The following is a 14,575-nucleotide window of genomic DNA, read 5'->3' on the forward strand; positions in this document are numbered from 1 at the left end:
GTACACCGGCACCATTCACTTTCAAAGAATAGCATCAGTGTGAGGTAGTATTTGTAGCTTATATCTATACCAAAGCCCAAAGACGGTTGCGTACCAGTAAGCAGGCACCCACAATACCGGCCCGTTCTCCCAGCTTTGACATTTTGAGCTCAGTATCGTTATTCACCAGACTAAGCGAGTACTTATTTATGGCAGTCTTGATCGGTAAGCTCAGATAGTCTTCGGTTGTAGCCAGGCTACCTCCCAATACGACCAGCTCGGGGTTGAACAGGTTAATCAACAACGCAATGCCCCTCCCAAGATTTTCACCTATTTTAGCAATGAGTTCAATGGCTAATACATCATCATTCTTGGCGGCCCCGATAATATCTTCCATTTGAACGTCTTCAGGAGCCATATTTTTTAGAGAAAGTACCGATGAAGAGCCTTCCAAAAGCTTCTCCCGGAACATTCGGGTCAGTGCCCAGCCTGATGCTTCGGTTTCCAGACAGCCTTTTTTCCCGCAGTGACAAATCAGCTCATTGTCGAAAAGGGGCATGTGCCCAAATTCACCCGCGTAGCCGGACTTGCCGTAGTACAACTGCCCATTGAGCATAATGCCTACCGCGATACCATAACCAAGGTTCAGGAACAGTACGTTCTTTTCATCCTTCACTACCCCCATGCAAAACTCACCGTAGGCCATAGCCCGGGAGTCGTTCTCAAGGAACACAGGAATACCTACTTTGCTTTCGATGATCTGGCTGAGCGGGCGCTCGTCAAAGTGAAAAAAGCTGTAGCTATGTCCGGTTTTGTAGTTAATCCGGCCGGACAAGTTGATACCTATGCCCAGTATAGTAGCAGTATTGATGGTCAATCCGTTAATGAACTGTTTGATAGCATTGCAAAGGCTGTCCAGCGATTCCTGTGTATTGTCCAGCTTATACGGGATTTCTTCCGAAACCTTTACCAGCTCGCACTGCAGGTTTGATAAGCCAATGTTGATCTGACTTTGCTTGACCTCAACCCCAATAAAAAAAGCAGAATCAGGAATAAGTCCGTATAGATTTGGTTTACGCCCCCCCGTTGACTCTACCTTACCATAGTCCTGGATCAGACTATCCTTAATTAACTCATTCACTAAGGAAGTTATCTTTGGCACACTGAAACTTAGCTCTTTAGAGAGATCAGGTATGGTAGCATTTCCGTTGGTTGCGAAGTATCCTAAAACGGATTTTTTTAGATTATTCTGTCTTTGAGAAACAACAGCTACGCTATTATTTTTATTCATAAAGGGGCCTTTACATTTTATCCAAACATACTGACTAATTCCAATTATTTTAACAATAAATAGGAGCTATAGTAGTATTTTTTATACAAAGTTCGTCTAATGAAGTCCTACAAAAAAGTATCCAGGATGAACTTACTATAAGAATATCCTAAACAGGTGGAGCTGATAATTAACTTTATGTAAAGGCAAGGTCTACCTACGACAGGTATAGGCGGAGCTGGGGCTACAACCAGCTCCGCCTGGTATCTTCAGGTACTTTACTTATTTATATCAAGACTTTGGCCATTGGGTTTCTACTCCCTGTGACCGTACCACGCGTTGGAACTCCCCTAATCGCTGCTTATCCTCCCTTACGGCACGAGGAATTGCATTAGTTTTCAACGAATGAGCCACCAGCATACCCACAGCTTCACCGATACTCCACTCTACCGGGTGCAGTCGGTAACAGCCGTTAGTGATATGGGTGGTACCGATATTCTTGTTGGCAGGCAGCAGGTTTTCAACTCTTTTGGGAATCAGAGACCCTAATGGTATCTGGAAAGGTAATGACCCGAAGTCTACGTAGTTGACCCCCATCGAGCTGGGGTGCAGATCAATATGGTAGTACCCTACCCCCACGCTATCATAAAAGTCAGCCGAGGAGTTACCCGTCTTTTTACCCGTTACTAGTGCTCTGTTTTCAGCTCCTACATGTTCCTCCAAAACCGTAAAAAGAGCCTTGATCCGGCGGGCCTCCCGTACATAGGGGTACTTGGCCAGGCCATCTTCGGTACCCATGATATCGTTACGCAGGCGCAATCCGGCCCAGCCCTGACCACCGTCCGGGCGCGGGGCCTCCGTCTGCAGCCAGTACAGGAGCGACAGGCTCTGCTGCTTAGCCCGCTCAACGTGCTTGTCAAATTCCTTCTCGCTTACACCTACGATATTGCCCAGTACGTAGTCGTTCTGAGGCCAGTTAACAATGGTAATGTCGCCGGGGTAAGTACCGGGCTGGAAGTTATTCTTGTTGATGAGCTTCCGGTAGTTCCACAGATTCAGATCCGCCTCGGTCTTTATTCCTTCCGGGTGAAAACCCAGTGCTTTGGGCTCAAGGGTACGGGGGTTAGAATAAGATAGGGACAGCATCTTGCCAGACCAGGAAGGAGTCATTTTAGGCACAAAGCTCTGCCAGAATGCATACTCTTTGGGCTTATCGATAACATGGTTCTCCCCCTTCACATAGTCAATGGCGTAGCACATGGTGAAGGCCTGGTTATTCAGCGGATTGCCTACCTCAGGCGCGTGAAGTTCTCCGGTTTCTTTTTTTGATTCGGTGCCGGTCACGAACTCTGTCTTAGTCAGGGGTAGCAGATCACCCAGCTCAGTAGCATCCACGAAGTACGGTGCCGTCAGCACTACTTCGTTACCGCTACGTCTATTCAGGGCTTTCAGTGCTCTTACTTTATCACCCGTTACATCAGCTCCTGTTACCTTATGTTCCAACAGCAGAGTAAGCTTACCACTACTCATGTAGGGCGCCAGCGTATCCATCATTACTGCCAGTGCTACCCGTGGCTCATGACAGATACGGGATACAGATCCATCACCGGGATTAAGGTTCTTGCGGGCGCGGGCCTCGTCAGTTAGGGGATAGTACTTCCGGTAGTAGTCACGGACTCCGTTACGGAAGTCACGGTACGACTGCGGCGCCCCGTGGGTTTCGATCCACTGGTGCTCATCGGGGGGGACTCCCTGCTGGGAAATCTGGCCGCCAATCCAGTCAGTCTCCTCGGTCAGTATTACAGTCAGGCCATTGCGCAGGGAAGCCAGCGCTGCCGCGAATCCACCCAGACCTCCACCGGCTACCACTACATCGGCTTTGAGTTCCCGGGCCCGGGCAACATTGGGGCCACCTGCTTTCTCTATACTTTCTGCCAGTGCAGAAGAGGGTAGTAACGAGCCAGCGGCCAGTATACACCCACTGGATGAGACTAATTCTATAAAATTTCTGCGTTTCATTGATCGTGTCACTGGTTATAAAAACATACCTTCACCTTACAAGCGAAGGTGAAGGTATTTATATCTACTTATACTTCACTATTACCAATCCTTATTTTGAGTAAGTCCCGGATTGATATCCCGCTCGGCCTGGGGTACCGGCAGCAACATAAGCTTAGGGTACCAGAAACGATTTTCGCGTACCATACGGAGGCTTTCCTGTCCCTCGTAAGTGGGTATACTGTTCAGGTCGTGCTTGGCTGACTTTTTGAAATTCGGTACCAGAGGCATTTTAGCCGGATCTTTGGCAATACCCATCACCTGCTGAGGCATGACGATATCAGCAATTTCCCAGCGGCGGATATCAAACCAGCGGAAACCCTCCATGGCGAGTTCGGCCACACGTTCACGTCGGATCAGCTCACGCAACTCATTCTGATCATTCTGAATAGCAACAGGTACTTCAGGCTGCCTGGCTCTTCTTCTTACTTTATTAATAGCCTCAATGACCGAAGCATCGATTTCACCCAGTTCGATCTTGGCCTCTGCATAGGTCAATAGAATCTCGGCATAGCGCATAAGAATAAAATTAACGCGGGCCTGGAAAGCATTTTCGTTGGTCTGGGTGTACTTAGCCCACAGGAGGCCTACCCCACTTTTGGCCGGGCCAAACGCGTTGCTAAAGTCGGCGTTTGCTCTGGTTGTCCAGGTACCATCGGCATTTTTGAATGAGGTTGTAGGATTATAAATATCGTACACAACCGTAGCCAGGTTCATACTAATGGTATCACCCGGCATGGCAACAGTATACTTGAGGCGCAGATCACGATTGAGACGCGGGTTTTGGGGATCATATACCGCCGACTCATCAATACGCTTTCCATCCTTTGCTTCAAATATATCCACCAGACGCTGCTGCGGGAAACGCCCCGACTGCCCACCGGCGGCCCGGGATATACTGCCCAGGGGTAACCAATTGGTGTTGGAAGGATCAGAGTCTGAATACAGGACTTCCCACATAATCTCTTTCCCGGCGTTGGGAGCCTGCCCTGCCCGGGTAAAGAGATCACCAAAGTTAGGGTTTAGGCCCAGTCCGGCTCCATCTATTACCTGCTTGGCTGTACTTGCCGCCAAAGCATAGTCCTTATTATACAACGCAGCTCTTGCCTTGATACCCAGGGCTACGGCTTTGCTGACACGGCCGCGCTGCGTTGGTGCCCAATCCAGTACCTGTGCGGCCACGTCAAGCTCATCGTAAATAAACTTAATCAATTCGGCGCGGGGGGTACGCTTTTGAGTGTAGAACTCATCCGGAGTCAGGGGCTTGGTGATCAGAGGGGCTTCACCAAACATAAAGGTCAGGTAGAGGTACGACCACGCACGAATGACCCGGGCCTCAGCCTGAAGCCGATTGTAAGTGGCAGGTGCTACCTGATCTTTTCCTTTTTCCATTCCCTCCAGCATAGTATTTGTCCGCTGGATGGTCGTGTAAGCCAATCGCCAAATGGAGGCTGAATGTCCGTTGAACACATCAAAGTTTCCTTCTCCCAGCTCAACCGCCCGCAGGAGCGCTATATCCGTCCAGCCATCCATCATGGACTGGTAGGCCGTATTTCCTACATTCCAATATGCGGATCTGTAGATGGCATTAAGGGCCGCGTTCATTTCGGTTTCGTTATTGAAAAACTGCCCGGTAGCGGGAGCATCCAGTGGAACCTGCTCCAGGTAGTCCTGACACCCTTGTGAAAGGAACATCGTGAGGCATAGGCCTGCGGCGTATAATATTTTCTTTTTCATGTTTCTTAGAATTTAAGGTTAAGACCCACTGTATACGTTCTCATGATAGGGTAGAAGGTACCACCCGTATCGCGTTGCTCAGGATCAAAGCCGGGGAAGAAATTGTCCCAGGTAACCAGGTTCTGACCGCTGGCGTAGATACGCGCCGATCCGATTCCGATTTTCTTGCTTATAGCACCCGGTACGGTGTAGCCAATCACGAGGTTCTTCAGTCGCAGGTAAGCACTTGACCGGACCCAATAGGACGATGCCACATAGTTGTTACCAATACTGTTGTTGGTCAGACGAGGGTAGGCTGCGTCGGTATTTTCAGGAGACCAGTAATCCTTCTGATGCTCAAACATAGACCCCTGGTAAGCTGCTGAATAGAAGGGCTGCGAACCCGTACCTGACAAGTAGTTATCGCGCTTGCCTACTCCCTGGAAGAACACAGTCAGATCAAAGCCTTTGTACTGTGAGCCCAGATTGAGGCTGTATTCATAACGGGGAAAGTAGTTGCCCAGGATAGTCCGGTCGTAGTTATCGATCTTGTTATCAGGCTTACCCTCGGGCCCGCTGATATCGCGGTAGCGGATATCTCCGGGCTTGGTATTACCAAAGTGGAAAGGAGCATTGTCGATCTCCTCCTGACTCTGAAACAAGCCTTCGGCCATATATCCATAGTATGAATCAAGCGCAAAGCCTTCCTGCTGGATACGAGCACCCGAGATGATAGGCGTACCTCCGTTGTTCAGCAATTTGTTCTTTACATCTGACATATTGAACTGCACCTGATAGCTGAAGTCGTCAATCTTGTCTCTCCATCCGGCTCCAAATTCCCATCCGGCATTACGCATTGAACCTACGTTGACAAATGGTGAACCCAGACCCACATACGTAGGTACGGGTACCCGCTGGAGCATATCCTCAATATCACGCTGGAAGAAATCCGCGGTAATAGTCAGGCGGTTGTTGAGCAGTCCGAAGTCAGCACCAATATCCAGGATCTTTGATGTCTCCCAACGGATGTTAGGGTTAGCGGCGGTAGTCAGGGCATAGCCCGCATTCACTACGTCATTGAAGTAGTAGTTATAGCCAGCACCTGCTTCAAAAAGGGAGTAGGTGGGGTAGTAGCTTGAAAGGGCCTGGTTACCCAACGCACCGTACGAAGCCCGGATCTTGGCATCGCCGATGATATTGCTGATGCCTGACCAGAAACCTTCCTGCGAAATTCGCCATCCGGCCGATACCGATGGGAATAGCTTCCACCAGTTGTTCTGTCTGAAACGTGATGAAGCATCCCAGCGACCGTTCACTTCCAGCAGGTACTTCTCCTTGTAGTTGTAGTTGACACGGCTGTACACGGACACCATCGAAAAGCGGTTTTCTCCACCCCCCAATGTCTGTCCCAGCGGGTCCCCGCTATCCAGGTAGGGGCGATCAGGCGAAAGCAGGTTTTGGCGGGAGGCATTGATAAAGACCGAGCGGAAATCTTCGGTACTAAAACCTCCCAACAGGGTGAGGTTATGATCACCAGCAGACTTATTATAGGTAGCCTGCGTACGGAACAGGTTCTGAACGTTTTCAGAACGGCTCTCCGCCAATGAATTCAAAGCCGGCCAGGGACGAGCAAACAGTAACGTATTGTTGGCCGGATCTGCTTCAAAGATTCGATACTGATCGGTAAAGGTACGGGCGTTGCCAGTGTAGTAGTTAGAGCTGTATGTAGCCAACAGCTCCAGACCTTCAATAGGAGTATAGGTCAGGGTTCCTTTCAGGATACGGGAGTCAACGATGTTTCGGCTGAATCCGCCATCCTCGGCCTGAGCCGCGGGATTGATGTTGGACCAGCCCTCGCCCCACTCACCGGTATTGTAACGACCGGGCGCTACGGCCGGATAGCCCAGCATCCGGTTAATGATGGTTTCGGGTGAACCCTGACCGGGCCAGTTACGGTCAGTACGGTTCAGAACCAGATCCATTGATGCTGACAGCTTTTTGGTCAGGGTAAGGTCGGTGTTAAAGCGCAGGTCAGTACGCTTGTAGTTGGTATTTGCCGTAAGACCATTCTGATTCAGGAAACTACCGGAAGCGTATACTTTGATGCGGTCAGTACCAGCCGAAACGTTGAGGTTGTGGTTGTGCATCAGACCCGTGTTGGTTAGTACCAAAGCCTTCCAGTCGGTATTGAAGCGGGATATGTTATCGGGACCGAGTTTCTCGTAGTCAGCAATCTGCTGGGTGAATGCCGGAGGAAGACCGCTGTTCACCTGGGCTACATCCCATAGTTTCATGTGATCCAGCGCGTTGACCTTCTGGGGCAGGTCGGTAGCCTCCTGCTTGGTTACGTAAGTATTATAGCTTACGTTGACACCGCTGGCTCCACGCTTGGTCGTAATCAACACGACCCCGTTGGCTGCCCGCGAACCGTACACGGCCGCTGCCGCTGCATCTTTAAGGATTGAGATACTGGCGATGTTATTAGGGTCAATGGCATCCAGGCTCATCTCCACGTTGTCCACCAGGATCAGGGGGTTCTGTCCGGCGTTGACTGAGCCAATACCACGAATACGGATAGTACCAGCATCACCACCAGGTGCTCCCGATTGCTGAGTTATGGTCACACCCGGAGCGGCTCCCTGCAGAGCCAGTGACGTAGAAGCCACCTGGCGGTTGGTAAGCATTTCACCATCCACCACCGAAACAGAGCCGGTCAGGTTTACTTTCTTCTGGGTGCCGTATCCTACTACTACGACTTCATTAAGAGTTTTGAGGTCTTCGGATAAGGCTACATTGAACACACCCGGACCATCATAAGGAATCTCTTTGGACTCCATACCCATGAAGGAAAATACAAGTGTACCGGGGCCCGGAGATACATTAAGGAGATATGATCCATCACTAGAGGTAGTAGTACCAGTAGTGGTACCTTTCACTACAACAGTAACTCCCGGCAGGGCTTCCCCCTTTGAGTCCGTTACTGTTCCCCGCAGGGCCTGGGTTTGCGCAGAAGCAAGGTGCTGCTGGCAAACCGATAATAACAGTATGAGCAGCCAGCTCATCTGCCATTTTTTCGTAAACAGGTTAGGCATAGCAATCGGGTTTAGAGGTTTAGAAAAGTGATGTTCATAAAAGGGTTTAGGAATTTTACTTTTTGGCATTGGCGTCAGGTTTTTGGGAAAGGGTTAGGAAAAAGAATTATAGGTAAGGGTTAGGAATAGATTTAATCAAAGTGCATTACAAGTCAAACTGAAATCTACATGGGCCTCAAACAGGCGGTTCCAGGGCAGCGAGAACGAAAAAGCGGAAGGCATCCGGCATTGTACCAGGGGCATATCAGTATTGACAGTTTTGAAATAGTGGCGGGTGAAATCTTCAAAATATTCCTTCATCAGCTTACCAGCGAATGCTTCGGCTTTTGCGTTTTTTTCATCGCTCATGATTACGGAACTTCTACGTACCTGATCCAGGTACTCGTTGGTCTTTCCCCTTACTAGGGTATGGAAGTAGTAGTCATCCATGACGCGGTGGATGATGAACCAATGCTGGGCTGTCCTGATTCGATCGGCTACTTTTGGGTCTGAAAGTAGCTTTTGCTCTGCCAGGGTGAATACCACCCCATGGGGCAGTGCCGTTCCGATCGTGTTGCCGGCGGTATTCCAGGCAGCATAACCGTTTAGCCGGGGGAATACCTTTCTTTTCATTAATGCAGCTATAAATTGAGGATCAGCTCCCTGTACATCCCCCACCGGATCTATATCAGCTATGATTACTTTCTGTCCCTGGTTAAGTTTTTCTTCGATTTCCCGAGCAAAGGTTTCGGCCCGCCCTCTCTCTAACCTTGATGTATATACGTAGAATAACACATCCGCCTTTTGCTCGTCCTCAACTTCCACTGACCCGGTAGCCTTAATGTGATAACTTACCGTCTGGTGCAAGGGTCGATCTTCAAATGGCATCGTACTTTTTGACTGCTTTTCAGAGGAGTATATAGCTTTGATCTTAGGCTGATAGCTATGGAATTGGGTAAGGGCCCGTGCCAGCAGCAACATACTTACTTCATCGGCTCCGGGCTGAACGGCTACTTTATCGTTGAGTCCCTGCTTTTCAACTTCTACTATCAGTTGCTCCCGATCCGCTACGTGTATCCCCTGTGGTTTGGCATCATCCTGCGACAGGATCAGGTAATCAATAATTCCCTTTTTGACCATCTCAATGGCTTTAAGATTGGTCTGGAGGTTACGCTTACGCGCCATTTTGTAATCATTCAGTACCTCCTCCGGTATTTCACGCTCGAGCGCCGCAGTTGCTTTCTTTGATCTGGCATCTGGGGCTACTGATATTTCCGCCCAGTGTTCCAGCTTTACCCGGTAGGCTTCGTTTTTATCACCGGGTGTCGGTGCCAGCCGCATGATTACACTCTGAACATATAGTTTACCCTGAGGCATCTTTCCCTTTAACTCCCTTAGAAACTCAACGCGCTTGAGTGCCTCCGCCGAAGAGACGCGGTGCATCCGTGAGCCTACCAGCCCGCCGTACGCCAGCATGTCCAGGGCTACTATAACTACATCATACGACAGCAGGTCCTGAGCCCTGACCCATTCAATAATGCGGTCCGACTGGCCGGCCGTAGCGAACTTCCCCAGTAGCTCACGGGGTGGTGTGACTACTTCCGCGTTACCGATCAGACCCATTCGGGTAGTGAACTGGGTACTGGTAGGGCGATCGTCCAGCGGAATCAGCAGTACCTTGGTACTAAATGCGGGTTGGGCTTGTGCCCTAATCTGTACATTCAGACTAAGCAATACAGCCAGAAAAAGGAAATACTTTACCATAGAACTATTAGGATTTGCTTCAATTCACTAGCTCAATTCGCTGTACCTTGACTTATAGCCATTGACGCCGTAGAACAGGATATATACATAGCAGACCAGCGGTACCATGAATGCTACCGTCCACGAAAAGTTATCAATCAGAAAACCCTGACAAAAGGATATGATAGCGCCACCCGCAATAGCGGTGGATAATATACCAGAAGCACGAGTGGTGTAGGTGCCTAATCCGCTTACGGATAGGGAAAAGATAATGGCAAACATGACTGAATTGCACAGGCCAACTGCTATCATTGACCACACGGCCAGGTACCCCTCTGAATTTACAGAAATACAAATCAGGGCTATGGCGATAGCTGCACAGGCAGCCAAAACCGAGGAGGGCTTGTATACTTTCAGTCCAAAGAATCCCAGCATACGGCCTACCATCATACTGCCCCAGTAAAGGGCCACGTAGGCATTAGATTCGCTCTCTGATATCAGTAACAGATCAGCTATATAGTTGGTAAGGAAGGTACCCACTGATACCTCTGCACCCACATATACGAATATTGCTATGGCTCCCAGGTTTAGGTTTCGGAACGAAAAAACACTCTTACGATCACCTTCTTCAGAAGCTTTTTCAGCTTTTGCTTCACTGGTGCTGATCATGGGGAGAGATAGAAAGTAAACTACCGCAGCGATCAGCAGTAGGACCAGCCCAATACCAATATAAGGGTAACGTACTGCTTCGCTACCGGCATTTGTGTTCTGGAGAGGTGCCAGGATGAAGTAGGCCCCAAAAAGAGGAGCAACAGTAGTACCCAACGAACCCACCCCCTGGATCAGGGTCAAACGCGACGAAGCTGTTTTGGCCGGTCCCAGTACTGTAATGTAGGGATTGGCCGCCACCTGAAGGAGTACTATGCCAATGGCTACCACAAATAGAGCGGCCAGAAACAGGTAGTACTGATGTAATATAGACGCCGGGAAGAAAAGAAACGCACCCAGGGCGGCCACCGCAAACCCCAAAACCATCCCGTACTTGTACCCTACCCTCTCCACAATCTTACCCGCCGGAATAGACATGACACCGTAGGTTAGGAAGAAGTAAAACTGTACCAGAGATGACTCGGTATAGGTAAGGGTAAAGCCTTCCTTGAAGAAGGGCACCAGCGTATCGTTCAGACAGGTGATAAAACCCATCATGAAGTACAGGATAGCCAGCGAGACCAGAGCAGGCGTATAATTCTGCTGATCAGAGGCATCCGAAACTACTACGTCAGGTGAGACTATATTAGCCATAGGGTTAGAAATCCAGAATCTTCGTTGATTTTTTCTCAGCAATAGCCTCTAAGGTCTTCCAGCATTGGTACAACCCACGCGGTACGTGGAAACAGCCTTTCCATTTCCCTCCTTTCAGAGGCAGCAAGGGCTCACCTTGACGATTGAGGTACCCAAACCACTCTCCAAACTCCTGATCGGCAAATTGGCTCCAGGTATAGTCGTGTACTTTTTCAAACCACTCCCAGCATCGCTCGTCCTCCGTATGCAGGTACCCTTTGAGCAGGGTGATCAGGGTCTCCATGTGTACCCACCATAGTTTCTGATCCCATTCGAGTTGGAGCGGCGGTTGTCCTTTTACATCCATGAAGTAGAAGATACCCCCGTGCTCCCTGTCCCAACCGTATTCCAGTATATTGATAGAAATATCTACTGCTTTCCGGATCAGCGCCTGGTCAGAGTTACGGGTAGCCAGGTCCATGATAAACCACATGGCCTCCAGACCGTGCCCCGGATTGACGACACGTCCCTCAAACGAATCGGAGAACCCGCCTTCAGGGGTTATATTTTCAAGAATGATCCCCAGTTCAGGACGATAAAACTCTTCCGTAACAGCATGAATACCGTTAGCAATACAGTTTTCAACCAATTCAGGATCCAGCAAAGGCTCAATCTCCAGTACCAGGTTGCACAGGATCATAGGCAGTGCAAAACTCTTTAAGGGTCTGGTGTCAGGATATGTTTTGTTGTATATCCCTTTTGGATTCTCTGACCTTCTCAGGATGTTATGGAAGGTATCAACGGCTATTTTTCCGTATTCTTCGTTCTGGGTGGCCTGGTACAACTGACCATACGCCATGGAAGCAAAGCAGTCAGAGAATATATTATAAGGTTGGGTCAGAGGAGCTCCTTCCCTGTTCAGTGAAAAGTACCAATTGCCTTCGGCGTCGCGGCCGTGCTTCTTCAAGAACTCAGCCCCCTGAATGGCGAAGTCCAGCCACTCCTGCTTTTTCTCTACCTTGTTGTAGAGCATCGCAAAGCACCACACCTGCCGGCACTGCAGCCATACAAATTTGTCTGTATCAAATACTTTACCCTCCCGGTCAAGACAGGTGAAGTACCCTCCATGTATAGTATCCCTCGAATTAGCCATCCAGAAAGGGATTACATCGTCCAGGAGGTTAGTCTTGTATTGCTGTATGTACTCATTAAGCTTCATAGGGTGCCTGCGAATTTGGTATGAATATTTCTTGCGGTTAATTACTTTTTACTTCTTTGGAAACATGACCTCCAGAGTCTGAGGCATTTGCTTATTGATGGTTGAATTCTTCGTAAGCTCCCAAAAGCTCTGATCTTTGGCGGTCAGTACTTGGGTGGCTACGATCCAGCTCTGGGTCCAGCCGGTAAGGGTACCCCAGGCCCCCCAGCCAACATCCGCATTAGAAGCCCAGTACTCCCACTTGTCGTATTCAAAGGCCCGGAACCACGCTCCGTCCAGGTCTTTGTGCTTTTCGCTTTTTACCTGAATGCGGGTCAGAAAATCGGAGAGTTTGTTTACGGCTTCTTTATACTGCTTATTACCGGTAGCATGAGCCGCTTCGTTGAGGCTAAAGAAGGCGAAGTTGCTGGTGTAGAGCATATCAGCGATAGGGTCACCATTCTTGAAGATGAGCGGTGCCTCGTGTAATCCGTACTCCTTATTGGACTTGGTACGTCCGTAGCGACCTTTGCCCTCTCCTCCCAACTCCTCACGGATGGCGCCACTTTCTACCTGATTTTCCAGGAGTTTCTGTACGATCAGGTCCAGCCACTGGCGATGCTCCGGCGTATCCTCAATCCGGACCAGCCACGCTAACGGTAGCACCATACGCGCCCGCTCCTGCTGTATCCCATTGGTCCAGCGCCACTCCTGCGGGTAACCTTCCATGGTCAGTCTGATAGCATTCTTTGTTTTGGTCAGCAGGGGTTCATAGCCTGTCTTCTCGTAGAGCCACAGGTAGCAGGCCCACATCCACGATTCGAAGTGAGGAGCCGGGTTTTTGAGGTCCCGCTCCCAATAGTGCTGCCAGCCTAGCTTCTGTATGTCTTTGTCTTCCTGACGCTCACCGCGGTAGCCATGTCTTCCGGTGGTTCTGAAGTTAGCCATAATGGCTTCGGCCATCTCCTTGTCCCACTGATTTATATCCATAAAAGCCGATGCCCCCAGTATACCTAAGATGGCGCGCGCGTTGTCGTCACCGTAATATACGTGGGGGTGTGTCACCGACCAACCAATCAACCCGTAGCTGGGGCTACTCTTATCATTACGCTCTCCGGCTCTCAGATTTGAGTTCTGGAAGATGTAATTGACCAGATTCGTAGCTTTGTTATAGTACTCTTTTTTGTCTAACAGATGACCGGCAGCGGCCAGGGCGAAGGCACCTTCACCCTGTACATCGGCCCGCATCCAGAACCGGTACTGTTGTGATCCATCATGATAGATGTTGGATGCATGTCCTTCCAGCAGCCCCATTGAGCCATCACCATTGGGTAGGTTCTGACTAACCGGAGGTCCGAAAGGTTTACCACCATCTCCCTGGTATTTCAACAGGGTATCTTCCCAGGAAGGTTGGACGTAAAACCGGCCATTGGCAAACCACTCCACCCCCTTCTCCACACTTCTGGCTTTGGCATTTTTGGGTAGCGTCTCATTACGAGAATACATAGGTGCTACATGCGAAGGCCACTCTTCGAACTGGATATCCTTTACTCCGGTAGCCCAGGTAACGATGTAGGACCAGATAGTCTTCCAGGCATCATTGGGGCCGTATCTGCCGGTGGCAAAGTTGCTTAGTTTTGTGGTAGAAATGAGAGCATCCCCCCGTTCAAAAAGTAACGGATAGGTAGTTATGTCATCAATACCGTATTCGGCTTTATCAAATCCAGCCACCTTAGCCAGTATGATCAGCGGATTCTCCGCTTTAACCGGCAGGATGTAGCAATCATTGATCCCAAGGATACGCATGGGCTTCAGGTCGGCTCCAAAAACAGGTGAAGTGACAACCCCTCTTTCCAACCGTGTATGAAGGGGCTGAGCCGGCACAGCCAGACCCGGAAATTCAGATGGATATTCAATATATAATCGCAGACTCTTGCTCTGGGCCTTTTTCAGCAGTTCTTCGTTAAACTGATTTTTCTTCTCAGGATAACCCTCAGCCACGATAAAAACGGCCGCTCCCTTTGGTGCCTTCTGAATAGCAGTGGCGGGCGTATCAAAGCGTCGAAGTATAAACCCCTCCTTAGCCAGTACCTCATACAGATCATTTTGCTGGCTCCCGCAAAAGTAGATTTCCTTTCGGGGAGGTGCCGAATAGGTTCTAAGAGCCACCAGGCAAAATACGAGGCTTAGGAGTAAAGACTTATAATTCATGGTTAAGGGCTTTTTCCAACTATTTTACCAGAACCTTACTATGCAGTC

General features: G+C 49.5%; 8 protein-coding genes. All 8 read right to left on the reverse strand.

What is annotated here, in order from left to right; all coding sequences use genetic code 11:
• Positions 1-64 precede the first annotated feature (64 nt).
• The 8 genes from JUB14_RS20760 to JUB14_RS20795 all read right to left on the reverse strand — a co-directional run bounded on the left by JUB14_RS20760 (position 65) and on the right by JUB14_RS20795 (position 14,527).
• Positions 65-1,120: an ROK family protein gene (locus tag JUB14_RS20760; RefSeq protein ID WP_310586176.1), complete on the reverse strand. Its 1,056-nt coding sequence runs from the start codon at positions 1,118-1,120 to the stop codon at positions 65-67.
• Positions 1,121-1,540: 420 nt separating this feature from the next.
• Entirely contained in the window at positions 1,541-3,268 is a 1,728-nt protein-coding gene (locus JUB14_RS20765; protein WP_207508743.1) for an FAD-dependent oxidoreductase, read from the reverse strand.
• A gap of 81 nt (positions 3,269-3,349) precedes the next feature.
• Entirely contained in the window at positions 3,350-5,044 is a 1,695-nt protein-coding gene (locus JUB14_RS20770; protein ID WP_207508744.1) for a RagB/SusD family nutrient uptake outer membrane protein, read from the reverse strand.
• Positions 5,045-5,049: 5 nt separating this feature from the next.
• On the reverse strand, positions 5,050-8,115 hold the full coding sequence (locus tag JUB14_RS20775) for a SusC/RagA family TonB-linked outer membrane protein (RefSeq protein ID WP_207508745.1): 3,066 nt from the start codon (positions 8,113-8,115) through the stop codon (positions 5,050-5,052).
• Positions 8,116-8,250: 135 nt separating this feature from the next.
• On the reverse strand, positions 8,251-9,858 hold the full coding sequence (locus JUB14_RS20780) for a DUF4127 family protein (RefSeq protein WP_207508746.1): 1,608 nt from the start codon (positions 9,856-9,858) through the stop codon (positions 8,251-8,253).
• 27 nt (positions 9,859-9,885) lie between these two features.
• Positions 9,886-11,139, reverse strand: coding sequence for a sugar MFS transporter (locus tag JUB14_RS20785; RefSeq protein ID WP_207508747.1), 1,254 nt, complete (start codon positions 11,137-11,139; stop codon positions 9,886-9,888).
• A gap of 4 nt (positions 11,140-11,143) precedes the next feature.
• Complete coding sequence (locus JUB14_RS20790; protein ID WP_207508748.1) at positions 11,144-12,337, reverse strand: n-acyl-d-glucosamine 2-epimerase; 1,194 nt, start codon at positions 12,335-12,337, stop codon at positions 11,144-11,146.
• 48 nt (positions 12,338-12,385) lie between these two features.
• Positions 12,386-14,527: a hypothetical protein gene (locus JUB14_RS20795; RefSeq protein ID WP_207508749.1), complete on the reverse strand. Its 2,142-nt coding sequence runs from the start codon at positions 14,525-14,527 to the stop codon at positions 12,386-12,388.
• Positions 14,528-14,575: the final 48 nt, after the last annotated feature.

It is taken from the genome of Telluribacter humicola (assembly GCF_017355935.1).
In the GTDB taxonomy this organism is placed as follows: domain Bacteria; phylum Bacteroidota; class Bacteroidia; order Cytophagales; family Spirosomataceae; genus Telluribacter; species Telluribacter humicola.